This window comes from Arthrobacter sp. GW460-12-1-14-TSB2, from assembly GCF_059423525.1.
Window position 1 is genome coordinate 32488 of sequence record NZ_JBWKYC010000004.1, and the last position, 26773, is coordinate 59260.

Annotated in this window: 30 protein-coding genes and 1 pseudogene; 11 read left to right on the forward strand and 20 right to left on the reverse strand. The window is 64.6% G+C overall.

Annotated features, from left to right (window positions below):
* Positions 1 to 30 precede the first annotated feature (30 nt).
* Together arr and AC07YR_RS07430 are read right to left on the reverse strand one after the other, a co-directional pair.
* Positions 31 to 456: an NAD(+)--rifampin ADP-ribosyltransferase gene (gene arr / locus AC07YR_RS07425; RefSeq protein WP_494733571.1), complete on the reverse strand. Its 426-nt coding sequence runs from the start codon at positions 454 to 456 to the stop codon at positions 31 to 33.
* Positions 457 to 486: 30 nt separating this feature from the next.
* Positions 487 to 882, reverse strand: a complete 396-nt coding sequence (locus AC07YR_RS07430) for a hypothetical protein (protein ID WP_494733572.1) — start codon at positions 880 to 882, stop codon at positions 487 to 489.
* Positions 883 to 1038: 156 nt separating this feature from the next.
* On the opposite strand from AC07YR_RS07430, the gene AC07YR_RS07435 reads away from it, so the two are divergent.
* Both AC07YR_RS07435 and AC07YR_RS07440 read left to right on the forward strand, forming a co-directional pair.
* Positions 1039 to 1605, forward strand: a complete 567-nt coding sequence (locus tag AC07YR_RS07435; RefSeq protein ID WP_055801225.1) for a dihydrofolate reductase family protein — start codon at positions 1039 to 1041, stop codon at positions 1603 to 1605.
* Between the two features lie 10 nt (positions 1606 to 1615).
* The gene (locus AC07YR_RS07440) at positions 1616 to 2689 is read left to right on the forward strand and encodes a DNA polymerase IV (protein ID WP_494733573.1); all 1074 of its coding nucleotides are present in this window, start codon (positions 1616 to 1618) and stop codon (positions 2687 to 2689) included.
* Positions 2690 to 2767: 78 nt separating this feature from the next.
* Here AC07YR_RS07440 and AC07YR_RS07445 read toward each other — a convergent pair whose 3' ends face one another.
* Together AC07YR_RS07445 and AC07YR_RS07450 are read right to left on the reverse strand one after the other, a co-directional pair.
* Positions 2768 to 3637, reverse strand: coding sequence for an AraC family transcriptional regulator (locus AC07YR_RS07445; RefSeq protein ID WP_494733574.1), 870 nt, complete (start codon positions 3635 to 3637; stop codon positions 2768 to 2770).
* A gap of 92 nt (positions 3638 to 3729) precedes the next feature.
* The gene (locus AC07YR_RS07450; protein WP_494733575.1) at positions 3730 to 4359 is read right to left on the reverse strand and encodes a hypothetical protein; all 630 of its coding nucleotides are present in this window, start codon (positions 4357 to 4359) and stop codon (positions 3730 to 3732) included.
* Between the two features lie 469 nt (positions 4360 to 4828).
* Here AC07YR_RS07450 and AC07YR_RS07455 point away from each other — a divergent pair, with 469 nt between their 5' ends.
* Positions 4829 to 5131, forward strand: coding sequence for an antibiotic biosynthesis monooxygenase family protein (locus AC07YR_RS07455; RefSeq protein WP_494733576.1), 303 nt, complete (start codon positions 4829 to 4831; stop codon positions 5129 to 5131).
* 19 nt (positions 5132 to 5150) lie between these two features.
* Positions 5151 to 5462, forward strand: coding sequence for a hypothetical protein (locus AC07YR_RS07460; RefSeq protein WP_055801214.1), 312 nt, complete (start codon positions 5151 to 5153; stop codon positions 5460 to 5462).
* Positions 5463 to 5664: 202 nt separating this feature from the next.
* Here AC07YR_RS07460 and AC07YR_RS07465 read toward each other — a convergent pair whose 3' ends face one another.
* Complete coding sequence (locus AC07YR_RS07465) at positions 5665 to 6294, reverse strand: suppressor of fused domain protein (protein ID WP_494733577.1); 630 nt, start codon at positions 6292 to 6294, stop codon at positions 5665 to 5667.
* Between the two features lie 56 nt (positions 6295 to 6350).
* On the reverse strand, positions 6351 to 7487 hold the full coding sequence (locus AC07YR_RS07470) for an FAD-dependent oxidoreductase (RefSeq protein ID WP_494733578.1): 1137 nt from the start codon (positions 7485 to 7487) through the stop codon (positions 6351 to 6353).
* A 270-nt stretch (positions 7488 to 7757) separates the two neighbouring features.
* On the opposite strand from AC07YR_RS07470, the gene AC07YR_RS07475 reads away from it, so the two are divergent.
* On the forward strand, positions 7758 to 8225 hold the full coding sequence (locus AC07YR_RS07475; protein ID WP_494733579.1) for a hypothetical protein: 468 nt from the start codon (positions 7758 to 7760) through the stop codon (positions 8223 to 8225).
* A 138-nt stretch (positions 8226 to 8363) separates the two neighbouring features.
* On the opposite strand, the gene AC07YR_RS07480 is transcribed toward AC07YR_RS07475, so the two are convergent.
* Together AC07YR_RS07480 and AC07YR_RS07485 are read right to left on the reverse strand one after the other, a co-directional pair.
* The gene (locus AC07YR_RS07480; RefSeq protein WP_494733580.1) at positions 8364 to 8927 is read right to left on the reverse strand and encodes a hypothetical protein; all 564 of its coding nucleotides are present in this window, start codon (positions 8925 to 8927) and stop codon (positions 8364 to 8366) included.
* A 209-nt stretch (positions 8928 to 9136) separates the two neighbouring features.
* Positions 9137 to 9544 (reverse strand): hypothetical protein, encoded by a 408-nt coding sequence (locus tag AC07YR_RS07485; RefSeq protein ID WP_494733581.1) that lies wholly within the window; start codon positions 9542 to 9544, stop codon positions 9137 to 9139.
* 271 nt (positions 9545 to 9815) lie between these two features.
* Between AC07YR_RS07485 and AC07YR_RS07490 the strand changes: the two genes are divergently transcribed.
* Positions 9816 to 10034, forward strand: coding sequence for a hypothetical protein (locus AC07YR_RS07490; protein ID WP_494733582.1), 219 nt, complete (start codon positions 9816 to 9818; stop codon positions 10032 to 10034).
* Positions 10035 to 10082: 48 nt separating this feature from the next.
* Here the strand turns inward: AC07YR_RS07490 and AC07YR_RS07495 are convergent, their stop codons facing one another.
* Positions 10083 to 10358, reverse strand: coding sequence for a hypothetical protein (locus AC07YR_RS07495; RefSeq protein ID WP_494733583.1), 276 nt, complete (start codon positions 10356 to 10358; stop codon positions 10083 to 10085).
* Positions 10359 to 10764: 406 nt separating this feature from the next.
* Between AC07YR_RS07495 and AC07YR_RS07500 the strand changes: the two are divergent.
* Positions 10765 to 11357 (forward strand): annotated as a pseudogene (locus AC07YR_RS07500) (recombinase family protein).
* A 123-nt stretch (positions 11358 to 11480) separates the two neighbouring features.
* Here AC07YR_RS07500 and AC07YR_RS07505 read toward each other — a convergent pair.
* From AC07YR_RS07505 to AC07YR_RS07540, 8 genes are all read right to left on the reverse strand, one after another.
* Positions 11481 to 11684, reverse strand: coding sequence for a cold-shock protein (locus AC07YR_RS07505; protein WP_013599688.1), 204 nt, complete (start codon positions 11682 to 11684; stop codon positions 11481 to 11483).
* A 144-nt stretch (positions 11685 to 11828) separates the two neighbouring features.
* Positions 11829 to 12743, reverse strand: coding sequence for an alpha/beta fold hydrolase (locus tag AC07YR_RS07510; RefSeq protein ID WP_494733584.1), 915 nt, complete (start codon positions 12741 to 12743; stop codon positions 11829 to 11831).
* Between the two features lie 11 nt (positions 12744 to 12754).
* Positions 12755 to 15511 (reverse strand): PEP/pyruvate-binding domain-containing protein, encoded by a 2757-nt coding sequence (locus AC07YR_RS07515; protein WP_494733585.1) that lies wholly within the window; start codon positions 15509 to 15511, stop codon positions 12755 to 12757.
* 9 nt (positions 15512 to 15520) lie between these two features.
* Positions 15521 to 15838: a hypothetical protein gene (locus AC07YR_RS07520; protein ID WP_436056534.1), complete on the reverse strand. Its 318-nt coding sequence runs from the start codon at positions 15836 to 15838 to the stop codon at positions 15521 to 15523.
* 91 nt (positions 15839 to 15929) lie between these two features.
* Complete coding sequence (locus AC07YR_RS07525) at positions 15930 to 17081, reverse strand: GGDEF domain-containing protein (RefSeq protein ID WP_494733586.1); 1152 nt, start codon at positions 17079 to 17081, stop codon at positions 15930 to 15932.
* Between the two features lie 140 nt (positions 17082 to 17221).
* A complete protein-coding gene (locus AC07YR_RS07530) occupies positions 17222 to 18277 on the reverse strand; it encodes a zinc-dependent alcohol dehydrogenase family protein (protein WP_494733587.1) in 1056 nt (351 codons plus the stop codon).
* 85 nt (positions 18278 to 18362) lie between these two features.
* The gene (locus AC07YR_RS07535) at positions 18363 to 18989 is read right to left on the reverse strand and encodes a response regulator (protein ID WP_494733588.1); all 627 of its coding nucleotides are present in this window, start codon (positions 18987 to 18989) and stop codon (positions 18363 to 18365) included.
* Entirely contained in the window at positions 18986 to 20146 is a 1161-nt protein-coding gene (locus tag AC07YR_RS07540) for a sensor histidine kinase (RefSeq protein WP_494733589.1), read from the reverse strand. Before AC07YR_RS07540 ends, AC07YR_RS07535 begins: the two co-directional genes overlap by 4 nt.
* 240 nt (positions 20147 to 20386) lie before the next feature.
* On the opposite strand from AC07YR_RS07540, the gene AC07YR_RS07545 reads away from it, so the two are divergent.
* Positions 20387 to 20980, forward strand: coding sequence for a GlcG/HbpS family heme-binding protein (locus AC07YR_RS07545; RefSeq protein ID WP_494733590.1), 594 nt, complete (start codon positions 20387 to 20389; stop codon positions 20978 to 20980).
* A 55-nt stretch (positions 20981 to 21035) separates the two neighbouring features.
* Positions 21036 to 21698: an ankyrin repeat domain-containing protein gene (locus AC07YR_RS07550; RefSeq protein ID WP_494733591.1), complete on the forward strand. Its 663-nt coding sequence runs from the start codon at positions 21036 to 21038 to the stop codon at positions 21696 to 21698.
* A gap of 149 nt (positions 21699 to 21847) precedes the next feature.
* Here the strand turns inward: AC07YR_RS07550 and AC07YR_RS07555 are convergent, their stop codons facing one another.
* From AC07YR_RS07555 to AC07YR_RS07565, 3 genes are all read right to left on the reverse strand, one after another.
* Positions 21848 to 23032, reverse strand: a complete 1185-nt coding sequence (locus AC07YR_RS07555) for an acetyl-CoA acetyltransferase (RefSeq protein ID WP_494733592.1) — start codon at positions 23030 to 23032, stop codon at positions 21848 to 21850.
* Positions 23029 to 23733: a 3-oxoacid CoA-transferase subunit B gene (locus AC07YR_RS07560; RefSeq protein WP_494733593.1), complete on the reverse strand. Its 705-nt coding sequence runs from the start codon at positions 23731 to 23733 to the stop codon at positions 23029 to 23031. The genes AC07YR_RS07555 and AC07YR_RS07560 overlap by 4 nt, the downstream gene beginning before the upstream one ends.
* A 69-nt stretch (positions 23734 to 23802) precedes the next feature.
* Entirely contained in the window at positions 23803 to 24522 is a 720-nt protein-coding gene (locus AC07YR_RS07565; protein ID WP_436056543.1) for a CoA transferase subunit A, read from the reverse strand.
* Between the two features lie 200 nt (positions 24523 to 24722).
* Between AC07YR_RS07565 and AC07YR_RS07570 the strand changes: the two genes are divergently transcribed.
* Together AC07YR_RS07570 and AC07YR_RS07575 are read left to right on the forward strand one after the other, a co-directional pair.
* Positions 24723 to 25508, forward strand: a complete 786-nt coding sequence (locus tag AC07YR_RS07570) for an IclR family transcriptional regulator (RefSeq protein WP_494733594.1) — start codon at positions 24723 to 24725, stop codon at positions 25506 to 25508.
* Between the two features lie 298 nt (positions 25509 to 25806).
* On the forward strand, positions 25807 to 26772 hold the full coding sequence (locus AC07YR_RS07575) for a plastocyanin/azurin family copper-binding protein (protein WP_436056545.1): 966 nt from the start codon (positions 25807 to 25809) through the stop codon (positions 26770 to 26772).
* Position 26773: the final 1 nt, after the last annotated feature.

Below are 26773 nucleotides of genomic sequence, written 5' to 3' on the forward strand. Positions count from 1 at the left end.
CACACCATAGTCGGGTTGACCAGCGTTGAATCAGTTGATTGCCTCAATGCCAAGCCGCTTGAGTTCTTCAAGGTGGTTCCGCATGTTCTGAAGCACCCCGGGGGAGTGCGGCTGCCAATCCAGGATCTCGTCAACCACTCGCAGTGGCGCTCGGGCGCGGTAGGACCTCGTCGGGTTGCCCGGGAACTTCTTGTCCGTCAGATTGGGGTCATCCTCAAAGGGGCCCGTGGGTTCCACACGGTAGATTCTGCCGGGTCCCTCGCCCACGCCGAGTTCCGCTCCCCAAGTAGCCGCATCGAGGGTTGCGGTCAGGTAGATGAAGTTCGCCCGCTTTCGCTCCCCGAAATTCGAACTGTAGCCGGGTTCCAGCAGGTCCCCCGGCTTCAGCTCAGCCTTCGTGCCGTGGTAGAAGGGCCCGGGATCCTTGGCCTCGGACGACAGCGGTTCGTTGTCCATGCACACCCTCCTCGAAGTTGGGCTACCACTCTAGCTCGCCGACGGCTGATGCCACGGTTTTTGGGCCGGGGTCGTGAGGGAGGCCAGCGCGGCCGCCAGGGCGGGCACGTAGAACCAGCCAATGGTTGCGGAAGCGAGCAGGGTGAAGATGGTGAGGGCAACGGTGGTCGCGACGGATGAGGGCATCCGTGCCGGTCCCCTCACTAGGAGAGGCAGGCCGGTCAGAGCGACGGGGATCAGCACCAGCACAAAGACGTAAGGTCCTACGTTCTCGAGCAGGGTTGAGGCAGTGACTTGGTCTGGCCCGTCATTCGAAATTATCGCTGTGCTGTACACAGGAACCAGGAGTAGCACCAGGGAGGCTGCAATCGTGAGCGAGAAGGCAAGGATCTGGCGAACACTTTTCGGATCCGAGCGGTATCTCATGTGTCCCCCCAAAGTGGAGTTGCGTCTAAGCCAACGAAAGCACGGTTTTAGGCATTCGACCAGACGATTTCATCGCTTTCGATGTCCGCTCGGATGCCGTCCAGCCCGAAGACTTGGGGCTCGTTGATCGCGCGCCAGCGGGCTACAGTTGGCGCCATGCGAAAACTCATAGTTCAGCAGTGGGTCACCGTGGACAACATCGCCGCGGAGGAGAACGGCGGGCTCAGCTTCGTGTCAGGGGAGGCGTTTTCCGAGACCACCAACAAGGCGTTCAAGGCAAGCCTGATGGGGTTCATCGACTCTGTCGACACGATGATTCTCGGCGCGAATACCTACAACCAGAACAAGGACTACTGGCCATCTGCCAATGAACAAGGTGAATACGGTGAGAAGCTCAACAACCTGACCAAGTTCGTCGCCTCGTCGACGCTGGCTGACGCGCCATGGGGTGACTTTCCCGCCGCGACCCTAACGCGCGACCCGGCCGCCACCATCCGGGAGCTCAAGGAGGAGAGCGGCAAGGACATCTGGCTGTGGGGGAGCTTGAGGCTCATGCACTCACTGATGGACGCCGGCGTCGTCGATGAAGTCCGGATGCTGGTCTGTCCGGCGTCACGCGGCAAGGGAAAACGGATTTTCGAGGATTGGCAAGACCTGCGGCTGCTTGAGGCCACCCCGTTCGAAAACGGCGTGGTACTTCTGCGCTACGAGATCAAGAAATAAGCGCCAAGGAGTGAGCGGAATCCGGTGGGTACTGCACGTCGATCTCGACCAGTTCATTGCGGCTGTCGAAGTGCTCCGGCGGCCGGAGCTTGCGGGCAAACCGATCATTGTCGGCGGTCGGGGCGACCCCACGGAACGAGCTGTGGTGTCGACCGCATCCTATGAAGCAAGGGCGTTCGGCGTGGGTTCCGGAATGCCCTTACGCATTGCGGCCCGGAAAGTGCCCGACGCCGTGATCCTGCCCGTCGATCACGAGGCGTACCTCGCGGCGTCTGAAACGGTGATGGCTACCCTGCGTTCGCAGCCCGGCGCCACCGTGCAGGTGCTGGGTTGGGATGAAGCCTTTGTAGGCATTGAGACAGAGAATCCGGAAGCCTACGCCCGGCAGGTGCAGGCCGCTGTCCTGGAGCGGACGCAGCTGCATTGCAGCGTGGGCATCGGCGATACCCTGGTCCGGGCCAAGGTAGCCACCGGCTTCGGCAAGCCGGCCGGAGTCTTCCGCCTCACCGCCGGGAACTGGCTGGAGGTCATGGGCAGTCGGCCCACCAAGGATCTGTGGGGCGTCGGAACCAAAGTGTCGGGCCGACTGGCCAGACTCGGCATCAACACCGTCGCCGAGCTCGCCGCGTGCGACCCCCAAGACCTGGTCCCGGAGTTCGGCCCCAGGATGGGTCCTTGGTACGCGGAGCTCGGACGCGGGGACGGCGCCAGCGTTGTGGACGACACCCCGTGGGTTGCCCGCGGGCATAGCCGGGAGACCACCTTCCAGCGGGACCTGACCGAGCCCGCCCAGGTGGACGACGCCGTCAGGGAACTGACAGCGCGCGTCCTTGAGGATGTTGTGGCTGAAGGGCGGCCCGTCATCGGATTAACCCTCAAAGTTCGGTACGCGCCGTTCTCCACCAAGACCCACGCGAAAAAGATCCCCGAGACTTTCGACCGGCACGAAATCCTCGCGCGGGCTTTGGACCTCGCGGCCGGAATCGAAGCGGGCCGACCGATCCGGCTCCTGGGCCTGCGGGCCGAAATGGCCATGCCCGATGATGCCCGAAAGGGACATACGCCGACCCGCAGCGGCTGGTGACGGCGTCGGTCCTTTCTTACTTCCGCGAATGAACCCTTCGCGGAAGCAACCAACGCCGGAACGTTTCCCCGAATGCAGCTATCTGGTATCGGTGGTGATTGCTTCGATGGGGATCCATAGTTGGCCGCGGCCACTAGAGCCGTCTGGTTCCGACTGGACGCTCAGCAGTTGTGGTCCGGGCGCCCAGCGATATGGATTCGCGGGGAACCATTCGGCCGCTGCGTCAGCCCAAAGATGCTGCAGGACCTCGGGAAACTTGCCTTCTGTCTCGAACACAACCCATAGCCCGGCCGGGATATCCGTAGAGTCGTATCCGACCGGCGCCGTCCGTGATGATGCCGCAGCGCGCCAGTAATCCAATTCGCTTCCCTCTGTTCCCGGGTCCTCGAGATTTTCGGTGACAGCGAGCAGCCCGAACGGCTCCGTGTCCGATAACTGTGCCAGTCGCGGCCTCACCGTCGAGTCCAGGTTCCGCTCGAACTCTTCGATTAGCGGATTCGGACCCTCGTAGATGAGCCGGACACGTGTCTTGAGCCCGATAAGGCGGAAGGCGTCCTTCTTCACTATGCGGTGCTTCATGTCGGCACTCCCTTCGATTCGAAGATGGAATCTCAATTGCGGTTGTGAATGGAGCACGACGCCCGGGCGTCGCGCCTGTGACGGAGTGAGCCCGTGCATGGATTTGAAAGCCCGGGTGAACGCTTCGGCCGACCCATACCCGTACCGGATCGCTACGTCCAGTACCGCCTGGCCAGCGACAATTTCCGCTGCCGCTGCCGTCAGCCGCCGGCGCCGGATGTATTCGGACAATGGCAAGCCCGCGAGTGAGGCAAACATTCGCCGAAAGTGGTACTCCGAGGTGAGAGCCACCTGTGCCAGACGTCCAACGTCGATCTGCGAGGCAAGGTCAGCCTCGATGAGCTCGATAGCCCGGTTCCATTCCTGCACGGCTGCCTCCTTCCTTCACTACGGTACGGAGACTCCGACCCGTTGACCCGACAATGCCTGCCCGAAAAGATCAGTCGTCGGTCGACGCGAGGTCAGGCGTAGGCCAGGCTCATCAGCAGTGCCTTGAGTTGGACGTATTGGTCAGTTGCCATCCAGGCTCTGGCTGCGCCCCTGTTTGGGAACGCGGGGTCGTTGAACAGAACTCGGGTGCTCAGGCCGCCGTTCGCCGTTGAAACGAGATTGCACCACGATGAGACGCACTCACCTTGCGCCAGTGAACGGGGATCGCTTAGCCCCATGAAGTAGGCGTCGCCATCACCATAGGACTCCACGACGAAGCCGAAAACGGGCTCGGCGCCGTCCGGTGCAGCCATTCCAGGAACAGCCACTTGATCGAACACCCGACGCGATACGGGACCGCCAGCACAACCAGCGGTCAAGCCATTTCCCAGGGAGAGCAGATCATTGCCTCCGCTGTCAGCGACGATCGCTTCAACGCCGGGGAGGCCTGCAGGGGGGAGCACGGTTCGCACCGTCCATGCTTCCGGATAGGCGAAGGAGATGTGTCCGTCCGGGAAAGTGAAGGTCTTCAGTGCTGGAGATGCGTGCTTCGCCGACGAAGCGGGCAGCTCTGACCCTGATACCGCACTGGCGGCAGAGGCCGCCGGTGCCGCAGCTGACAGAAATGCTAGCGCTGGTGTGGGTTCGGCCGTGTCGTTCACGGTCACGTTCGAGGCGGCGGCAGGGCCGGTTCCTGGCTGTGGCCCACATCCGGCGAGTACAAGGCCGACGGCGAAACCCGCCATGCTGACGGCCGTGAAGATTCCGGCGCGATTGGAATTCATTGTTATAACCCCCAATATCTGTGACGGCGGGCTGAATGTCCCGCTCGGTAACTAAATTTCCGGGACGTCGCGTGGAGTTACAGTCAGAGCAAAAAAACATCCGGTGATGGCCACCCGGGACAATTCGGTTCACGACGAACGGCGCGCAGCGCCAAGATGGATGCTTCTGTCAGCGAAAGCACCCCCTCCGTGAGACGGCACGATGGGTAACGGGTGTCGGGTTAGCTGGGCAGTCGCGGTCATAGGAACCGCCCCAAATGCCATCAACAGGATGAATTCTCCATCATGGCCGACCGAGTGGAGCGTTCCTAACTAACGATCTATGCGAACCTGCGAGACTTGCCTAATGATTACCGAGCACGCGCTGCTTCCCGTCATTTCCGGTCATGAAGAAGATTTTGAGGCAGCGTTCGACCGGGCTAGATCGATTATTGCGTCGACGCCAGGCTTTATCTCGTTGTCGCTCTCGCGTTCGATCGAAAATCCCAGCACTTATTTGCTGCTCGTGCAGTGGGACAGTTTGGAGGACCACACCGTTGGTTTCAGGGGATCCCCGCAGTACCAGCAGTGGCGGCAGCTACTGCACAGATTTTACGAACCGTTTCCCTTGGTCGAACACTACGAGCTCGTGAACTCTGCTCCTCGATAGAAAGCCTTAGGGGGCAGATGTGAAATACATCCTCGTTTTGCAATGGCCAGTTACCTCTGAGGCCGACTTTGATGCGCTCATCTCGATGGAGGATCTGCTTGAGGCAGACCTCCCGGATGCACACGGTTTCGTGGACGGCCACGACTTCGATGCCGGCGAGATGAACATCTTCGTCCACACCGACCGACCACTCGAAGCGTTTCAGGACGCGATGACATCGCTGCGCCCTGACCCACGATGGGTCGGCGTACGGGCGGCATACAGGCCGGCCGATGGAGATCGTTATGTGGTCGTGTGGCCCAAGACGCTTGAAGTGTTCTCAGTGTCGTGACGCGGAGAATCCGTGCTCTGCTTTCATGGCTGCGACAATCCTCTGGACGTTGGACATGCTGCCGGGCACCACTGCGTCCGACACTCGGATGGTAGTCCCACAGACCCACACGTCCTCCCTAAAGTTTGCCGAAGGGCTACGAGGCCAGACACAACGGGCGCACATATCGATGCCCTAAGGGAGTCGGATCACAGGTTAGTTATCAAGGTCTTTCATTGCGCAGTGCCCACGAGGGCCAGCGAAGGATTGAGCGTCTTTCTATCCCCGCTGGCAAGTCTCTGTCCAGGTCCCAGGATCTAACGCCGGTCCCTTCCCAGATTCCGAAGAGCTCGTCGGATCGGTTACCGTGCCTGTACTCGGCTTCCTCGGGAAAGACCGGCAAGGCGTCGAGGAACGCGACGTGCCGGCCGTTCGTCAGCTGGAGTTCCGGGATCAGGTCATCGGGACGTTCGGTTAGCACCCATCCCGTGAATTTCCGACCCTTTATGACTTTCCAATTGCCTGCCACAAAGACGCCGTGTTGAGGCACTGTGTTGCTTTTGAGGACGCTCAAAACCATGTTGGCGAACGCCTCTTTTACCGCCTCGGAACCGGACTTCACTCCCACGAAGAGCTCAACGGCGTGCTGTCTGGCTCCCGGGCCATGGCGGGTGGCGCCAGCCGAAGCATAGAGGTGGACGCCCATCCGGCTCGTACCTTTTGGCCACTCGAAGACGCCCACAGATTCCCCTGAGTGCGTACGCATATCGTGGTACTCCGGCTCAGATCCGACTACTGCAACGTAGTGCTCGCGCAGCTCCTCAACCACCGACATGCTCCCCATGAGTTCCATCTAACCATCGACTAACGGTCGCCAAGTGACATTTAGCGCTGCGAATAGTCCGCCACTTATCGCTGCGAATCTGGGGCTCGTCGCTCGTTCCGAAAGGGGAGCGCGTTTAACACCGCATTGCGCATCGTGATGCCCGATCGGGTCTTGGGTACGAGGAGGCGCGATGCTATGCCGGCGCCCCGTTGTAGCGGTCGGATGTGTTTGCGGTGCGTGTGTTCATAGCCGGCGAAAGCGGCGGTGTGGTCGTCCGGGTGGGCGGCAATCGCGTCGGCGAGGGTCTTGGCCCCGACGATCGCGCTGCTGGAGCCGTCACCGAACAACGAGATGCAACTCGCCGCGTCACCGAGCAGCACCACGCGGCCGGCAGTCCACTGCGGTACGTCCACGCGGGTGACGGCGTCGAAGTACCTATCGTCGGACGCGCCCCATTTCTCAAGCGCGAGCGTGGTGAGCCATCCGCCGCCGGCGTAGGTGGACTCGACGAGGCGTCTGCCTTGTTCCGCGTCGCGGTAGTCGAAATCGTGCTGTCCCCGGAAGATGAATGCGAACCCGGGCTTCCCACCCGCCGGATGGATGGTCAAGGAGGTTCCCGGTTCGTTGTACAACAGCACGGTGCGCGCATCCTCGATCGGTGCAGGGGCGCGCACGGTGCCCACGAACATGCCGAACAGGCGGGAAAAACGTTCTTCGGGGCCGAACGCCAAGCGCCGAACGGTGGAGTGGAGTCCGTCGGCTCCGACGACCAGGTCGAAGCGACGGGAAGGGGCCCGCTGAAACTCGACGTCGATTCCGCCGCCGTCCTGGTGCAAAGCGGTGATCGAGTCGTCCCGGATGATGAGACTTGTCTCTTGGGCCTTCTCGAGCAACAGGGCGACGAGTTCATTGCGTGCGACCTCGACCTCCTCGTGGCGGTCGACACGCTGGCGCGTGCGGATCGTCGCCTGTGGCCGCCCGTCGGCGCCGACGAAGACCAGGCGCTCGACACCGGTGGCAGCCTCCTCCAGGCGCGACCAGATGCCCATTTGCCGTGCAACAGCGACCGCTCCTGCGCGTACGTCGACAGGGTTGCCGCTAGATGGTGTGTCGGCCGCTCGTTCCACAATCGTGACCGACCAACCGGACTTCGCCAGCCAGTACGCGGCGGTCGAGCCGGCAATGCCGCCGCCAGAGAGCAGTACGCTGCGATCCACCATGCCCTCATTCAAGCACTCAACGCCAGAGGTAAGTCCGCATCGCTGGGGATTCCACGTCGGCAACCCTTACCGGGCCGAAAAGATGGGCGGCCCGGTGTATCCGACGAAAAGTCATTTCACAGCGAGAACGACGCGTTTTGGGAGATAGCGATGGAATGCGGGCGGCCAGGACCCGGTCTTAGGGATGGGCTGTTTTGGGGACCTGATTCTGGTCTACGCTCTGGGTCATGGCAAGCGGAACTGAGACCCAGTGAGCTATGAGAGGAGCGAATGGTGCGAATACTCATTGGATCTAGCAGTGTACAAAGCATCAATGCCGTCGTCGCGTCCACGGCGGCTGAACAGGCTCCGTGGCTGACGGGGATCGCGCTTATCCCACAAGCTCCTGGCGAGATAACGTTATCGACGGATGCAGACATGTTGGGGTCGGCATCCGTGCAGCTTGAGAGTCTGAGCCTGATGGCAGTTGCAAGCGCTGCCGAAACATTGCCGGTCGTCCCGACTGGTCCCGTTGGCGAGCGGCGGCCGTTTCAGGCTCGCTTGTCGATCAGCGCACGGGACGTTGCAGGCTCGCTACACGTCGATTTGGAGTTGCCGCGCCTGGTGGCAGCTGATCAGAGCGGCGCGTCAACAGCGTGGGAGGAGGTGCCTCCGAGGGCTCATATTCTCTTGGTCGATACCCACATTATGGGCAGGGCGCAGATGGAAATTGCCTACCTGCGGTTTCGCTACGTCTGATTGGAACTCCTTATCCGGAGGCTGACCGAGATGCTTCTATATCTTTCAAGTAGGTGCATGCCGCAGTCGTGAGCTAAAACGGCGAACTGATTCCGGCCGAGTTGGTCCGCGGTTCGCGCTTGTTTTTGTAGAGATAGGTCAGGAAGGACCAGCGTGGTCGGTATGGTCCGAGAGTAGGCTGAGACCTGCTTCTCCGGTGGCTACTTCCAGATCTCCCTTGTCTGTCCCGATTGCTGCGATTTTCCAGGACCGCTGGAGCTCCGCCGGCTTCTTCGGGGGAAGGTCGAGCAATCCGTAGAAGGACAGCTCGCTGAACTCCCGCAAGTGCCCCGTGGGGGATCCCATGCCGGCAAACAGAGGCTGGAACTTGATAGTTCCATTGTTCACTTCTGCGAATCCCTGTTCCCACCTGCTGCTCAGTGAACCGGGGAGAGCCTTGGGGTACCGGATTGCGCATTCGATGAGTCCGCGCTCAACGTCCCGGAGGAGACGAGTCTCCCTTTCCGCCGTTGCCAGTCGCGAGACTATGAGCGTAAGGGCAGCCATGACGGCGACTGTGAGGGCAATTGCGGGCCAGAGGCCAAGTGGTTCACGGAGGGTGCTGGAGACCAAAAAGCCAACTAAGAGCACCCACCAGTACGATCGCGTGAGGGCCTTTTCCCACCTTCCGAGTGGCGAGGGTTTCTTTATCTCAGCTGCCATGTTTTGATCCTAGCCCGCACTGATATGCACGCCAGGAGGAATTGGATCTTGAACGAGAGCCGAACCCTCACCGGGCCGAAAACTGGCAGACCACTACAACGGGCGAAAATATCGCCAGGATTGACCAGCCTCGTGGAATGCGACCCTCTACGGGACGCTTCTGGACGCTGAGCAGCTCAGTTTGCCATCAAGCCTGACTCGGAATTGCTTTAGGCTTTCGGAGATGCCTCTGCAGCGGCAGCTGCCTGGCGTAGTAGAACCTCGAGCCGATCCTCAAAATTTTCTCGGGCTCCGAAAAATGTGTGGTCGGTTAGTCGGAAACCGAAGGTGTCGAATGCGTGCGCATCAATATGGACGCCGTGCTCCGCTGCTCGCACGCGCACTGTTAACGCCACCGGTATTTTCCGGCGGCTCCATGAAAATAGGTTGCCCCAGAGGCGATACTGCAGATTGGATCCCGTTCGTATTTCAAGGAGTTCACCGTCCTGGTGGATCCTTGCCTTGTCCGACGCAAACGCTTTGGAGATTGCCGTCAGCGCTTCGTCCTGAGTGAGCGGCGACGACCAGTGTTCGGTCTTTTCAAACAGCGGCTTTGTTCGGCTTCCGTCTATCTCCATTGCACTACTCCTCGCGCCAGTAACGTAATGACAGCCTAGTCTTGGGGCGTGGGAAGCGGAGAGCAATCTCTGCGTTCTCGCGGTCATCGGTCCAACGGATGGAAGCCAGCCACTGGAGGTATGGTCCGAAGCTGTTTCGTCATCAGCCGAACCCATACCGGGACGTCGGCCTGCCATCTGACGCGTCTGCCGCTCAGTGGGGTCCGGGCCCCGGAATCGTGGAATGCTTCTTGCAAGGCACCGCATGAACGTGTCTTCCAGAGGAGCGGGCATGGACGAGATAATTTTCGGATCAATACTTCTGATAGCTGGAGTCATCAGCCTTTTCACCGCCCGACGTGCTGTTGAGAAAGGCGCGGCGCGGCTTAGGGACTGGGCGCCGAACTCGGATCGAAGAATTTTGAAGGTTGGATCTGCCTTTCGATCGGCCTTCACTGTTCTTTGCCTCGTCCTCGGAATTGGCTTCATTTTGTTCGGCATCGTCAAATAACGTTGGAGCGCGCGACGGGTTGGGAGAAGATTCGTGTTCACGAGGAAGCTAAGTGGTTGGGCCCCTGTCCTCGTCTCTCTGGTCAGTAACCTCAAAATCTGGCTTGCTGTCGGAAGGTCTACTTTTCGAGATCAGCTCCTGGCGATACCTCTCGACCTTGGTGGCGTAGTCGCCGCCCCAGCCAACGGCAAAATAAGCACCCACGCCGATTGAAATCATGAGCATGGCAGTCCCGCCGGCTTCGGGTCCACCTATCCAGTAAACGACCGCGGAAAGAGCCAGAACCGCCAGGATAACGAGAAGAACCTTCCCAGCTTTCCTCATGTCGCTACTCCGAATTAGGGTCATTATTCATGTTGGGGTCCTTGGTGCGAGGGTACCGACGAGTCGCGGTGGGAGCCATACCTTTGCAGCTGACTTTTCGCTGATAAGGCTTGGGACCTTCCGTTTGACCAGCGAGCTGGGCATCCTGTTTTCCGTACGCTGCAGGCCGAGGTACCCTTCCGGGCACCCGCGCGCACCCACCACCCCACGAAACACAGCGAAACATTTCTCGCACACCTGCCCGTACAAGCCGTCCCGTAAGCCGGTCCTCTTCCGGGCGGACCCACCCCTCACCTGCACAAACGCAGTCCTGCGGAGAGCCGCCGCCGTAAGACCCGTCCGGTGGCATGCCCGGTGACGGTGGCATATCTGGTCCACCTAAAAGTCGCGTGGCACACTGTTGCGCATGACCGCTTTGCTGGTCGGCTACGCGCGGGTGTCCACGGAGCAGCAGGACCTCACGGCGCAGCGCGACGCCTTGGCAGCCTTGGGGATCACTCCGGACCGGATCTACGTGGATCACGGGCTGACCGGTACTGACCGGAACCGTCCGGGCCTCCGGGAAGCGATGGCGGCCTGCCGGGACGGTGACACGTTCGTGGTGACAAAGCTGGACCGCCTGGCCAGGTCGGTGCGTGACGCCCACGAGATCGTCGACGAGCTTGCCCAGCGGAATGTGAAACTCAGCATCGGCGGATCGGTGCACGATCCAACTGACCCGGTCGGAAAACTGCTGTTCAATGTCTTGGCCATGGTGGCTGAATTCGAGAGCGACCTGATAGGTGCCCGCACGCGCGAAGGCATGAAGATCGCGAAAGCCAAAGGCCGCCTGCGCGGAAAGAAGCCCAAGCTGTCACCTGCGCAGGAGGCTCATTTGGTGAAACTGCACGACGCCGGCGAACACACCACGGGCGAACTCGCAGAGCTCTTTCCGTGGTCAGGTCCACGGTGTACCGGGCAGTACAGCGCGCCAGGCACAAGACAGGACCGGCCCGCTAACCGCCGGCCCTCCGGGAGTTGCGGGATTGCCAACGCAACAGCCCCTTCGAACCGGATGGTTCGGAGGGGCTGTTGTTGGTGCAGGGTGGGCCGGCTGGGCGCCGGCGCCTTTACCCTAAGCCTTTAGAGAGGGCGGATGTTCTCTGCCTGCGGGCCCTTCGGACCCTGGGTCACATCGAATTCGACCTTCTGGTTCTCATCCAGTGAACGGTAACCGCTGCTTGCGATCGCCGAGTAGTGGGCGAAAACGTCAGCTGATCCGTCATCGGGGGCAATGAAGCCAAAACCCTTTTCGGCGTTGAACCATTTAACTGTGCCTGTTGCCATGGCTGCATTCCTTTATGTGACTCTGATTTTCTCTGCAGACACGGAGGCCCGCAGAGCGGAGAACGTCCCCCGCTGTCCCCAACGTACGGGGCTGACGCATAACGTGCAAGGGTATAAGTGCCCTTGCGACACTTTGTGTCTCTCTCAGTTGTCCGCGGCATACATGGCAAGCAGGTCCCGGCCGAACTGGTGCGGCGATGTTTCGGACGGGCTATGGCCTCCGCGGTAGACCGAAATCCGGGCACCTATCGACTGCGCGAACTGGCGGTGCAGCCGTAGCGGCCAAAGATCGTGCTCTCCCACGGCCACGAATTTCGGCACATTGGCGGCGGCGATGGCCCGCCGGAGGTCCGGCACTTGTTTCATCAGTTCGTAGATGTCCCGGACCGATTGCCGCCGCGTAAACCGGAACCGTTCCCGGACAAACCGCAGCCGGTTGGGGGAGACCTTGTTGACGTTGCGACGGATGGCCCAGATCATCACCGCGGCCCCCACGCGGCCGTTGGCCCAGCCGGTGAACCGCCCGATCCTGCTGACTCCGCGGAAACACTGTCCCGTCAAGGGCGGGCAGCTGAGCAGCGTGAGGCTGCGGAACAGTTCCGGGCGCTGCGAGTAGGCGATCTGCGCCAGGATCGCGGCAAAGGAGTAGCCCACCACATGCGACGGACCTTCGCCCGACTCAAGAACAGCGAGGAAGTCGTTCACGAAGAGCTCATAGTCATAATGCCTTCGGGGCGGGACGAGGTTCTCCGGGCCGGCGCCTGCCGATTGGTACTGGCCCGCCAGATCGTAACTCAGCACGTAGAAGCCTGCCTCGGCGAGTTCGGGCATCATCACGGCGAAATCCTCCTTGGAACCCGTGGCCCCGGGAACCAGCACCACCCGCGGGTTCTGCGGCTTGCCCATGGTGACCACCGCGAGGCCTCCGCTCGGTGCTGCAAACCGGCTACTCGTCGAGCCCTCAGGAAGGACGGCCCAGTCCCAGTCGCGGATCTCCGCGTCCCTCTGCGTTGCGTCATCCGCAACCCCACCGGCGGAACGGGGTTCCTCCTGCGCCATGGAAAAGAGCCTCACCACGTTACGGTTCCGGCCGCGCCGTCCACGGTGACGGTCTGCCCGTCGCGCAGCCGAACGGTGGCATCGGCAACACCCACGACGGCGGGGATGCCGTACTCGCGGGCCACCACCGCCCCGTGAGAGATGACGCCGCCCATCTCCATCACCAGTGCGCCTGCTGTCATGAACAGCGGCGTCCAGCCGGGATCAGTGGAGGGGGCCACCAGGATTTCCCCGGGTTCCAGATGAGCCCCGACCGGATCCATCACGACCCGGACCTTCCCGGTGGCGGTGCCTGCGGACGCCGGCGTCCCTGACAGTCGGTCCGGCGCCGCGGTCCCGGGCAACGCGGAGGCCGCCGCCATCATGGCTGCCTCGACGTCGGTGCCGTCCGAGAGCAGGAGGCGCGGCACGCGCCGCCGCCGCAATTCGACGTCGTACAGCCGACGGCGGCCGGCGACGATTCCTTTCAGGTCGGCCCCGCGCAGGCCCACCCGCAACTCATCGAAGTCCAGGAAGAACACGTCGCCGGCGTCCGCGACGGTGCCGGTCCCCGCCAGCTCGGCACCCACGGCCGTGAGCTGCCGGTGCATCTCCGCGAGCACCATCACGATGTAGAACTTGGGCAATTCACGCTGGCCGCACAGCTGGCGTGCCCGGCGCAGGCACAGCGCCACGAGTCGCCCACGCAGCCGGCCCTTCTTCCCGGCCCGTTCCACCAGCTCGCTGATCCGGGCCTCCGCATGATCGGTGGCCCTCGCAAACTGGCGGTCCGGCGCCTGTTCGGGATCCTCCACCCGGAGATAATTCGAGATCATTCCCAACAGATGGTCCGGTTCCTCAGCCCACCTCGGCATCCCCAGGTCGATCTCCGCCACGGCCCGGTGGCCGTACTTGGTCAGGAACTTCCGCAGCCCGTCCTGGGCAGCGGCTGGCAGCGTGCCCGCCTGGTAGAGGTCAGCAAGCCCGTCAGGCCGCAGCTCCGAAAACACCCGCCGCACTTCCGGGTCCCGGCCCAGGGAGACCGCCAGATGCCACAGTTCCAGGTCCATAATGGTGGTCACGTTATGCGGAAGCCCCCGAAGGACTGCCTCAAGTTCGCGCGGCTGGGCAATCCCGCGGAGCAGCCTGCGGGCCGCGGCCAGCATCAGGTACCCCACGGACGGACCCGGCAGAGTGGCCTGGATCAACCCGTTGATGACATCGGTTCCCAAGACGTCCTCCGCGTGCTGGAGCCGCCTCGCCGCAGAGGCGGGAAGGGGGAGCGTCAGCCGGGCTTCGAGGCGGTCCTGGAAGCGGCGGGCCCTGCGCAGTTCCCCGTCCGGCCACAGCAGAGTACGGGTCATCGCCGGAACGAGCCCTGCCATCAGGCCCAGGCTCTGGGTTCCTTCGCTGCCCTTTGCTTCCGTCCTGGCGGGGCCCGGAGTGGCCTTCCGGTCCGATCTCTTGCGGGCCGGCCGGACAATGTTGAACCTCGGGTCCTCCAGCAGCCACGGGAAGACGGCAGCCGACCTTCCGTCCGCGAGCGGCAGCATCCTCACCAGTGCCTTCCGGCCGGATTTGCTGCGGATGATCGGTGTCAGGTCGATGTACATCCGCAATCCCGGGTTCACGTACTTCCAGGGACCCTTGTTGCCCCGCATGAGTCCAAGGACCGAGAGCCCCATCGGGGTGATGGGGCGCGTGAGTCCCTGGAGCAGCGTGCCGCACAGGTAGACGCGCGTATCCGCGCCGGATGCCGCGCCGGCCGCGCCCGAGGCCGCATCCGTTCCGGCTTGTCCGCCGAGCGGGTCGTCGTCCGGCAGCGGATACAGCGTGGTGATGGGCCGCGACTGGGTCAGCCAGGCCTTCCCGCCGGGGTCGATCACCCACTCCACGTCCTGGGGTGCGCCAAAAAGCCGCTGGGCGGCGTCACCGAGGGACGCCAGTTCGCGCAGCTGGGTCTCGTTCAGGCCGGGCGCCGTGCCATCCGGCCGCTGCAGGCTCCGGCTCGATGCCGTGTCCACCACGAAGTGATCGGGATTCACGGCGCCGGACACTACCGCCTGTCCCGGCCCGGCAGCGGCGTCTATGACGGTCTCGGTGCGCGTCCCGGTCACCGGGTTGGCGGTGAACAGCACGCCGGCCATGCCGGCGTCGACCATTTGTTGAACGACGACGGCGAGGCCCACCTCGCGGTGACTGATCCCGTTCGAAGTGCGGTAGGCCACCGCCCGGTCGGTCCACAGGGAGGCCCAGCAGCGCCGGACGGCCTCGACGACGGCATCGGCGCCGGCGACGTCCATGAAGGAGTCCTGCTGCCCCGCAAAACTTGCAAACGGCAGGTCCTCGGCGGTGGCCGAAGACCGCACCGCCACCGGTGTGTTGCCCATCGCCGCGTAGGCCCCGCGGACTGCGGCCTCGACCTCGGACGGCACCGGTGCTGCTACCACCGTCTCCCGGGCACGCCGCGCGAGTTCGTCACGGTCCCCGTCCGACAGCCCGGCGGCGCCGTCCGGGCCGGCGCCGTCCAAGGCAGCCCCGTCCAAGGCAGCACCGTCCAGGCGGGCGGCAATGGCGTCGAGCTCCGCTGTCGCGGCCATCCGGTAACCCGCCGTCGTCAGGCAGAAACCAGGCGGAACCGGAAAGCCGGCCGCCACGAGTCTTCCGAGGTTCAGGGCCTTGCCGCCCACCAGGGCCAGCGACCCAGAGGGCAGCTCACCGAGCTCAATAACAAGGCTCCCGCGGCCGCCGGCGTCGTCCGGTTCCGGACCAGGGGTTACCGAAACCATGCCCTGCTCCTAGCTGTTGTCCGCATCCTCTCCGGTGTCCTCCCACATGACGTCCAGATTGTGGAAGATCACGGGGCCGTCGCACAGTGCGGCCATCTTCGCTGCGAACTCCGACGTCTCCGGGCGGCCGGAGTTCTCCATCGCCGAGTCAAAGGAATCAAAGTCGACGATGGTGAAGTAGGTCCCTGGATGGTCCCGGTCCGCGGTGGCAACAATGCGGCGGAACGTGGGCGTCGTGCTGCCCTCTGTTCTCGACGGACGGCCCAGCTCTTCAATTTCCTTGATGCGGGAGGACTGGAATTGGATGATCTGCACAAACCCGGCCATGACGGCTCCTTGACGGCGGTGGATGCTGATGCGGATCACGCTAGACCCCGCGGCGGGGCGCGCAAAGGGGACAAGTGCCCTACTTTGCGGGCTACGGCGCGGGGAGTCCCCGGACTGTGCGGTTGCGGCCCTGCGATTTGGCCTCGTAGAGGGCGGCGTCCGCCGTCGCGATCAGCTCATCGAGGCCGGACGGGCCGTGGCCGATGGGCGCGATGCCGTAGCTGACCGTGGGCATCCGGGAACCGTCGGGACCGCGGACTGCCCTCAAATGCCGGTTGATTTCCTTTGTGATGGCTTCTGCCCGGTCCGGGCTCACACCCGGCAGAAGGAAGATGAACTCCTCGCCGCCGTAGCGTCCCACAAGATCTGTTGAGCGGACCGTGCCGTTGCAGGCGGCGGCGAAGGACTGCAGAGCCGTGTCGCCGGCAGCGTGGCCGTAGGTATCGTTGACCGCCTTGAAATGGTCCAGGTCGGCCAGGATCAGGGAGCCCAGCGCCCGGGTGTGCCGCAGCCGCTGCAGCTCATCGGAGGCCAAATCCAGGAACGCCGCACGGTTGAGGAGCCCCGTGAGGCCGTCCTGGGTGGCCACGGCCCGGAGCGCGCGCGTCTGCTGTTCGCTGCTTAGGGCCGCCATGCTGAAGGACACCACTACCAGCAGCACCATGGTGACCAGGGTGGTGACCGCCGAGCCGAAATAGGTCACGAAGATCCGGCCGTCCGGGCCTTCGCCGAGATACACGATCAGCCGGCCGGAGTAGTAGGCCGAGAAGAAGGCAGCGGCGATGGCCAACGGGATCCGGACCCTGGAGTAGCCCGGTTCCAGCCGCCAGAGTTCGCGCGAGGCAAGGCCCAGCATCAGGCTCATCAGGGCGAGGAAGACGGCGCCTCCAGCCCAGATGTTCACGCCCGGATTTTCGAAGGCTGACGACACGGTCACAACGGCAGGACCCGCCGCCAGCTGCCAGGAACGCGGCCGCGAAGCCCGCAGGGACCTGGCACCGGCCCACACGCACGCCGCCCCGGCCACTAGCAGGCAGTTCCCCAGCGGATTGGCCCACACCTGGTGCGGTGTTCCGTTGAAGAGGTAGGAAGCGGATCCCGCGAGGAAGAGCGTCAGGGCCACGCACCACCAGGCGCTGTACGGGGACCGCGTGCTCCGGTATGCGGCAAAGTAGAACAGGAGCGCCAGCGTGAACGCGACAATGGCGAAGGCAACCCTGAGGGTTAAGGTGTCGAGTTGCATTCAGTTCCCCCGGCTCGCAACGAAGCGACGTCCCGGACGGCACGCGGCCCGAGACACTACGCAGACTTAGTATCGCATTCGGTGGCACCGGCGGAGCGCCGGCGTCGCGCCTGTTAAGTGCGTGCGGGCCGTCGGCCGGATCAGGGAGTCAGCAGCACCTTGATGGCGCGCCTTTCATCCATCGCCTTGTACGCCTCCGGCGCTTCCTCCAGCGGCATCACGGAGTCAAAGACGCGGCCGGGGTTGATGGCTCCGGCCAGCACATCCGCCAGCAGTTCGGGGATGTACGTCCGGGCCGGAGCCATGCCGCCGGCGATGGAGACGTTGGAGTCGAACAAGTAGCGCAGCGTGACCTCGGCTCCGCCCGTGGGAACGCCAACGAAACCCAGCGCCCCGCCGGGCCGGACACAGTGCAGCGCCTGCTCCATGGATTCCTTCGTGCCCACGCATTCCAGCACCGAATCGGACAGCACTCCGCCCAGCAACTCGCGGACCTTGGCCACGCCGTCGTCGCCCCGTTCCTCCACGATGTCCGTGGCGCCGAACTCGCGGGCCAGCGCCTGCCGGTCCGCGTGGCGGGACATGGCAATGATCCGCTCTGCCCCCAGCCGTTTGGCCGCGAGGACACCGCAAAGTCCGACGGCGCCGTCGCCCACCACGACAACGGTGCGGCCCGGTGCGACTTTGGCCGCAAGTGCCGCGTGGTGGCCGGTGGCCATGACATCGGAGAGCGTCAGCAGGTTGGCTGTGAGCGCAGCGTCCGGCTCGGTGACACCCGGAACCTTGACCAGGGTGCTCTCCGCCCGCGGAACCCGGACGGCCTGGCCCTGGCCGCCGTCGATCGTGTGCCCGGTGTCATCCCGGCCGCCCCAGCCGGCCAGGTGGTCGCAGGCGACGGTGACGCCATTGAGGCACTGCGGGCACTCGCCGCAGCTGACCACGAACGGCGCGATGACAAAATCGCCCTCCGCCAGCTCGGTCACGCCTTCTCCGATGCTCTCCACCACACCGACGAATTCGTGGCCGATGGCCGTCGGCTTCTTCGTGGGCCTGACGCCGCGGTACGGCCACAGGTCCGAGCCGCACACGCAGGACGCGGTGACCCTGACCACCACATCGGTGGGCAGCTGGATGGTGGGGTAGTCCCGGTCTTCAACCCGGATGTCTCCGGGGCCGTGGATGATGGTGGCGCGCATGGGTGGGCTCCTTCGATGGGGTGCTGGGCCAGGTCCGAGTCTAAACCCGGCTGCGGGACGCGCGCTTGGCTGCGGCAAGGATCCGCTAGCGCATTCCCTCGCGCCGGATCGCAGTAGCAATCGCCGCGGCCCGGGTCTCCACGCCGAGTTTGGCATAGATGTGCGCCAGATGGGTTTTCACGGTGGCCTCGGAGATGAACAGCCGCCGGCCGAGCTCCCTGTTGCTGAGGCCTTCAATCAGCAGGCTCAAGAGCTCCGCCTCACGGGGCGTCAGGATCTCGTCCGGGTTCCGCAGCTGTTGGAAGAGCCGCGACGCCACGGGTGCGCTCATCACGCTCTTGCCCTGCACCGCCCCGCGGATGGCGGCGAAGATCTCCTCCGGCGCCGCGTCCTTGAGCAGGTAGCCCATGGCTCCCGCGTCGACGGCCCGGACAATGTCGGCATCCGAGTCATACGTGGTGAACACCAGCACGGCCTGCCTGGCATTTTGCCGGCGCAGCTGCTTGATGGCCTCGATTCCGTCCATGCCCGGACCCATCGCCAGGTCCATCACCACCACCGCAGGACTGCGCTGCTCCGCCAGGGCCAGGGCGTCCTCGCCGGAAGCCGCCTCAGCCGCCACCTCGATGTCCGGCTGCGTTCCCAGCAGCGCCTTGAGGCCGCTGCGGACCACCAGATGGTCGTCCACCAGCAGCACGGTGATGGGCTTCACTGTTCGTCACCCGTGGGCAGTTGCGCGGCCACGATCGTCCCTTCCCCGGGGCTGCTTTCCACCGAAAATACTCCGCCCAGCTGCTCCACCCGCTGGCGCATCGCCCGGAGGCCGTAGCCTCCGGCGTCCGACGGCGGTGCCAGCGACAGCGGGTCGAAACCGGCGCCGTCGTCGTACACATCCAAAGTGACGGCGCCCGGCAGGAAGCCCAGCGTCACGGTGGCGTTCGCCGCCGCTGCGTGCAAATGCGTGTTCGCTGCGGCGCTCTGGACCACCCGTATCAGCGCGTGCCGGACATCGGCGGGGACTGGGCGCGGCTCGCCGGTGACCAGCAGGCGCACGCCCGGGAGGTACTGGGAAGCTGCCTGGCTCAGGGCGTCAGGCAGCGGCGCGCTGTCCAGGCCGGGGCTGGCGAGTTCGTGGACCAGGCTGCGCGTGTCCGCCAGGTTCCGGCGCAGCATCCCGCTGGCGGAGAGGACGTCGTCGCGCGCGGCTTGGCTGGGCCAGGACCGGTTCGCGGCCTCCAGCAGGAGGAGGCTGCTGGCCAGGCCCTGCGTCACGGTGTCGTGGATTTCCCGGGACACGCGTTCGCGCTCCTCGATGGTTCCGGCCCGGCGCTCGCTGGCCGCCAGCCGCCCCTGGGCCAGGGACACCTCGGCGTGCAGCCGGCGCTGCTCGGCGGCGTCCTGCTCGATCCGGTCATAGATGAGCGTAAGCATGACGCCCACGGCCACAGGCCCCAGGAGCATGGCAACATCGCTGCCGCCGCTCAACCGGAACAGTCCGACGGCCGTGGCCGCCGCCGTCGCACCTCCCGCCAGGTAGGCCACCCAGCCGCTGAACGCGGTCCGGCAGAGGAAGAACAGCGCAAACGAGCACCAGGCAAAGCTGGGCGCCGCGATCACCAGCACCGCCCAGAGCGCCACCAAGACGAACATCCACACCGCCCACGGCCGCCTGCGCTGTGAGAGCACGGCGATCACGGCATAGAGCGAACACACCGCCGCGGCGAGAGCCAGCACCCACAGGTTGTCCGCGGGGCTGTGCCGCATCACGTAGCGGACGGCCGACGCCACCAGCAGCACGGCAAAACCAAGATGGACGACGGCGTCAATGCGGCCCAGCGGTGTCCGAAGGGCTGGTGGTAAGGAGGGCATGGGGGTCCGGTTCCGGTGGAGGAGTTCTCTTCACCATGCTAGGGCCCGCGCCGTTATTGGTCTCTCAGTCTTTTGGCTGATACGTCCAGCCCGATGGGGGAGCCTGCGGCAGACCATTGCCGGATGCCGGCTCCGTCCCCGGCCGGAAGGATGGATTCGAGGCCCGGGAACGAACCCGGGCAGTGCCGCTGAGGTCACCGGAAAACGCAAGCCCCTGATGCTCATATCCAAGGAGAACCCGTGAAGAAGTCCAACAAGATCGCCGCCGCTGCCGCCGCCGGAGCGCTGCTCCTGACCGGCGGGCTGACGGCTGCGGCCAACGCCGTGCCCGCACCTGTTGCTGCGCCGGCAGCGGTTGCCGGCGCGGTGCCCGCCGTCGATGTCCAGCCGGCGCCAGAAACCGTGGTGGCGCAGAACCGGATCAGCGTGGGTGCCTCCGCGGACGCCGTCAAGTCCGCCCTCGCCAAGTGCCAGGCCGACAAGCTGCCGTTCGTGACGGTGGCCCTGGTGGACAGGTTCGGCACCGTCCAGGCACTCCTCCGCGGCGACAATGCAGCCGAGCACACCATCGAGGCGGCGCAGCAGAAGGCCTACACCGCTGCCGCCTTCGGAACGCCCACCAGTGAGCTCGCCAAGCGCATCAACGGCAACGGCCCCAGCATCGCAGACCTTCCCGGCACCCTGTTCCTTGCCGGCGGCGTCCCGCTCAAGGTCAACGGGGTGTCCGTGGCCGGCATCGGCGTAGGCGGCGCCCCCGACGGTGCCCTGGACGAAGCCTGCGCAACGGCGGGCGCCGAGGCCATCGCCGCTGCGGTCGCCGGAACCGCGAAGTAGGCTCTGGTTCATGGGGCGGTCCAGGACCTGGCGCAGGACGTCGAGCAGGCGCCGATTGGCTGTGCTCGTAGCCACCGGCGGCATGGCAGCTTTCCTAGCTGGCTGCCAGGCGAGTCCGGGACAGCCGGAGCGGCTGGACTCCCCGCCGTCGACCGTGAACGTCACTCCCGCGACGCCCACGGCAACGCCGTCGGCAGTGGCTCCGCCGGCGTTGCCCCCTGGGGCGCAGGCGGAGCTCGACCAGCGGCTCATCCGGGCGGCCAAAGCCAATGACGCCGGTGCCGTTGCGGAGCTCATCCGGGCTGGCGGCAACGTCAATGCCAAGGACGCCATCCAGGACTCGGCGTTCCTCTATGCCGGGGCCGAGGGCTTCAACGAAGTGCTGCAGCTGACCCTGGCAGCCGGGGCGGACGTGCGCAGCACCAACCGCTTCGGCGGAACGGCGCTCATCCCCGCGAGCGAACACGGGCATGTGGACACCGTGCGGATCCTCATCGCTGCCGGCGTGCCCGTGAACCACGTGAACAACCTCGGCTGGACCGCTATGCAGGAAGCCATCCTGCTCAACGACGGCGGTCCCAGGCAGCAGGACGTGGTCCGGTTGTTGCTCGAAGCCGGCGCCGACCCCGGCATCCGGGATCCCCAGGGACGCACTGCTCTGGAAAATGCTGAGCGGCTGGGGTTCAGCGGGATCGCCGCCATGATCCGGGGCGGCTAGCCCAACTGCTGCTACTTACATGGGTGGGGTAGACGGCCTAGCGCCGTCCCGACCTTCTTTCGACGGCCACAAGGCCCGACACGCGAGTACATGCGCGTGTCGGGCGCTGCCTGTGGACAAAAGAAGGTCATGGCGGGGGAGGACTCCGGTTAGACGGCCTCGAGGACGCTGACGTAGTTGGCGATCCCGACGCCGCCCATGTTCTGCACCGCAGCCCGGCGCGGGTTGGTCAGCTGCATGTCGCCCGCGGTCCCGGTGAGCTGCATCGCGGCGATGACGTGCTGCGAGACGCCGGTGGCGCCCACGGGGTGGCCCTTGGCCTTGAGTCCGCCGGAGACGTTGATGGGCAGCTTGCCGTCCTTGAAAACCCAGCCCTCCTCGATGGCGCGGGTACCCTGGCCCGGTTCTGTCAGTCCCATGGCCTCATAGATCAGCAGCTCGGCGATGGTGAAGCAGTCGTGCACTTCGGCGAAATCCAGGGCGTCAAGCCCGACGCCGGCCATCCCCAGCGCGCGCTGCCAGGACGCGCGCGTCGCTGCGAACGCGGTGGGGTCCCGGCGTTCCCCCGGGAAGAAGTCGTTGGCCTGGCCGAAACCGGCGAGCCGCACCGGGGCGGTTGCCCCGCCCGTCGGCGAGACGGACAGCACGACGGCGGCGGCGCCGTCGGACACGGGGGAGCAGTCGGTGCGGCGCAGCGGGTCCGCCACCATCGGGTTCTTGTCCGAGACGGTGCGGCAGAACTCTTCGCCGAGGTCCTTGCGGAGCTGGGCGTAGGGGTTGTCCACACCGTTGCGGTGGTTCTTCGCCGCGATGGTGCCCAGGACGTCGGACACCGGTCCGTAGCGCTTCTCGTAGTGCTTGGCCACTTCGGCGAACAGGCCGGTGAAGCCGGTGCTGGAGGCCTTGCCGGCCATGTCGTAGTCGGCTCCCAGGAGGGCGGCTCCCACGACGTCGGCGCCGGCGTGCGTCATCTTTTCGGCGCCGATGACCAGCACGGTCTTCGCGGTGCCGGCGAGCAGCGACTTGGTGCCCTGCTGGAACGCGGCCGACCCGGAGGCGCAGGCGTTCTCGACCCGGGTGGACGGGACGTTAGCCAGCTGCTCCGAAACCTGCAGTGCCAGCGAGGACGGGAACGCCAGCGGCATCATGCCGGAGTTGAACTGGCCGAGGTAGATCTCGTCAATCTGACCCGGCTCGATCCCGGCGTTGGCGATCGCCTCCGTGGCGACCTGGACAATCAGGGATTCCAAGGTCTCGTCCGTGAGTTTGCCGAAGCGGCTGTGGCCCCAGCCGGTCAGCAGGACGTCTTTGCCGAACTGTTCGCGCAGGCTCATGCGATGGCTCCTTCAAGGGTGCTGGCTTCTATGGTGGGGGTTGCGTCGAGGGAGGGGGCGACGTCGAAGAGGGCTTCGGTCTTACCGCGGAGTTCCTCCACGGAGACGCCCGGCGCAAGGCGGGTCAGCGTGAGCTGCCGGACGCCGTCGTCCGTCTTGTCAAGGTCAAACACTGCGAGGTCGCTGATGATCCGGTCCACGCAGCTCAGGCCGGTGAGCGGAAGGGTGCACTCCTTGACGATCTTGGCGGTGCCGTCCTTGGCGTTGTGTTCGGTCAGCACCACAACGCGCGGGGTGCCGGCCACCAGGTCCATGGCGCCGCCCATGCCCTTGACCATCTTGCCGGGGATGGTCCAGTTGGCGAGATCGCCGGCTCCGGACACCTGCATGGCGCCCAGGATGGCGACCTTAACGTGGCCGCCGCGGATCATGCCGAAGGAGGCAGCGGAGTCGAAGATGCTGCCGCCGGGGAGGACCGTAACGGTCTGCTTGCCGGCGTTGATGAGGTCGGCGTCCTCTTCGCCTTCGTAGGGGAATGGTCCCATGCCGAGCAGGCCGTTCTCGCTCTGCAGGACCACGCGGACGCCGTCGCGCAGGTTGTTGGCGACCAGCGTGGGGATGCCGATGCCAAGGTTCACGTAGTCGCCGTCGTTCAGTTCTTCGGCCGCGATGGCAGCCATTTCGTCCCTGGTCCAGGCCATGGGGTTCTCCTTGGGTTTTCTTGAAGTCTTGGGGCTTAAGTGTTCGTTCGCGCTGTGTGGCGGGGCGGTTCAGGCGGGAACGGGCTCGGAAGCGCGGGGCCGGACCGTCCGCTGTTCGATGTCCTTGACCCGGCCGCTGGCCTGGACAAGGCGCTGGACGAAGACGCCGGGGGTGATGATGTTGTTCGGGTCCAGCTGGCCGGGTTCGACGATGACCTCGGCCTCCGCGACGGTCACGGCGCCGGCCGTGGCCACCACCGGGTTGAAGTTGCGGGCGGTGTAGCGGTAGATCAGGTTGCCGTCGGTGTCGGCGGTGTGCGCGTGCACCAGGGCGACGTCGGCACGGATGGCGCGCTCCTGGACGTACGTTTCGCCGTCGAACTCGGCGAGCGGTTTGCCTTCGGCGACGAGGGTCCCGACGCCGGTTTTGGTGTAGAAAGCCGGAATGCCGGCACCGCCGGCGCGGAGGCGCTCGGCCAGGGTGCCCTGCGGGGTGAACTCCACCTCCAGCTTGCCGGCAAGGTACTGCTCGGCGAACAGCTTATTCTCGCCCACATAGGAAGCGATCACCTTGCGGACCTGTCCGGCCTCAATCAGGATGCCGAGGCCTTTGCCGTCCACGCCCATGTTGTTGGACACCACGGTGAGGTCCTTGACGCCCGAATCGCGCACCGCCTCGATCAGGTCCGCCGGGATGCCGCTGAGGCCAAAGCCTCCGACGGCGAGCGTCATGCCGTCCCGCAGTACGTCCTGCAGCGCGGCGGCCGCTCCGGATTTCAGCTTTGACATCGCATCTCCTCATTGAGCTCGTGACGCAGTCCACTTTGTGGACTGTTCTTCTGCTGTTGGAGCCTACGGTGCCGAAATGGGGGCTGTCAATGGACGATTAATGCGCCAAAGATGCCGTTTTTACAGTGTGGACGGTAGGCTGGTGAGTGTCCATAATATGGATGGTCTGGGCAGATTAAACGTAACTGCGAGGAAAAAAGATGTCTTCATTACCGGTCCAAGGCGCACAAGTCGTCAGCCGTGTCGCGTCCCTGCTGCGCATTGTTGGACGGAAACCGGAAGGTTCCCCGCTCGTGGAACTCGTCAGGGAATCCGGGCTCACGCGCCCCACCGTGCACCGGCTGCTTTCCTCGCTGGCCTCCGAAGGCCTGCTGGACCAGGACCCGCAAAGCGGAAACTGGGTGCTGGGACCGGAGATCCTGCTGATGGGTTCCGTTGCCTCAGCCCGCTTTCCGCTCGAGGACATTGCCCGGCCCAGCCTCCGCCGGCTCGCCGAGGAGACCGGCGAAAGCGCGTTCTTCTCCATCCGCCGCGGAGCGGAAACGGTGTGCCTGCTCCGCGAGGAGGGCAGCTTCCCGGTGCGTTCCTTTGTGCTCCACGAGGGCGTCCGCTTCCCGCTGGGGGTGGCGTCTGCCGGAACCGCGATCATGGCCTTCCTGCCTGAGGCGGAGCAGGAGGAGCTTCTGGCGGACTGGCCCATGCACGCGGGCAATTTTGCTGCGGCGCACACCGAAGCCCTGGTCCGGGAGAACCTGGCCAAGACCCGGCAGGCCGGCTACTCGGTCAACCCCGGACTGGTGCTGGAGGGCAGCTGGGGGATGGGCGCAGCGGTATTCGACCAGCGCGGGCGCCCGGCCTGGGCGTTGTCGCTGACCGGGATTGAGCCGCGGTTCCGCGGCGACAGGCAGGAGATGCTGGGCCGCCTCCTGCTGGAGGAGGCGCACCGGATCTCCACGCTGCTGACCCGTTCGCAGGGCCGTTCCTAGCGCCCGGACGATTGCGCCGGACTATCGACAAATGGTGCGCCCCGGAGCACGATTTAAACTGCAACGGCGATGTCCAACCGTCCGGACCGACCGCCATGACGCTGGCGTCATCCGGTCTTCTCCGTGGCCAACGAATCTACAGTCGCATCCCTCAGGGGAGTGCGGGCGGGCCGCCGGAGCATAGTGACTGCAGACCCGCCCGAGCCTGGGTAGGCGCGGCGCAGGAGAGTGCCGGAACCGGCCGACCGGTTTCCCGGCGTAGACGAAAAACAGGGAACACAACGAAGGAATGAGTCTTATGGCTCTCCACCAAGAAAGCCGCCACATTCCGCGCCTGGTGCGCGCCCTCGTGGCGGCGTTAATCTCGCTGCTAATGCCCGTGGCACTTGGCGGCATCGCCGTCGCCGACGGCGGAAAGTCAGCCCGGACCTGGACTGTGCAGGTCGGTTCCGAATCATCGGACCAGGCGATTCAGGGGATGTCGTTCCTCCCCGAAAATATTTACATCAATGCCGGGGACAAAATCACCTGGAAGGCGAACTCAGCGGAAATCCACACCGTCACCTTCCTCGCTGAAGGCCAGTCGCTGGAGTCCACGCAACCGTTCAACCCGGCCAATCCGCAATACGTGAATCAGCAGGGCGGAAAGTCCTACGATGGAAAGTCCTACTTCAACTCCGGTGTGATGACCAACGTTTCCGACAGCGGTTTCAACGAGGTGGGACGCTACACCCTGAAATTCCCGGATTCCGGCGAGTTCACGTACTACTGCCTGGTCCACGGGATGGCCATGAAGGGCACCGTGCATGTGCGGGTGGCCGGGACAGACTACCCGTACACTCAGTCGCAGTATGACCGTCAGTCACAGAAGCAGGAGCGGAAGATCCTGCGGGACGGCAAGGACCAGTGGGAGGCGGCGCGGGCCAAAGCCGACAACCACACCGTCATCGCGGGAACTGACAATGAGACGGCCATGCTCATGCGGTTCGTCCGCGACCACATCGTGGTGCATGTTGGCGACACGGTGACGTTCGTCAATGACGGCATGGGAGCCCCGCACACTGTCACCTTCGGTGAGGAACCGGCAGATGAGTTTGCCGCCGTGGGCGATCCCGCTGACTTCACCGGCGGGGACCTCAGCTCCGGCCTGATGCTGCCGAAGAGCACCTTTACCGTGAAGTTCAACAAGGCCGGAGAGTTTGATTACATCTGCGCCCTGCACGACTTCATGGGAATGAAGGGCACTGTGGAAGTCAGGGACTGAA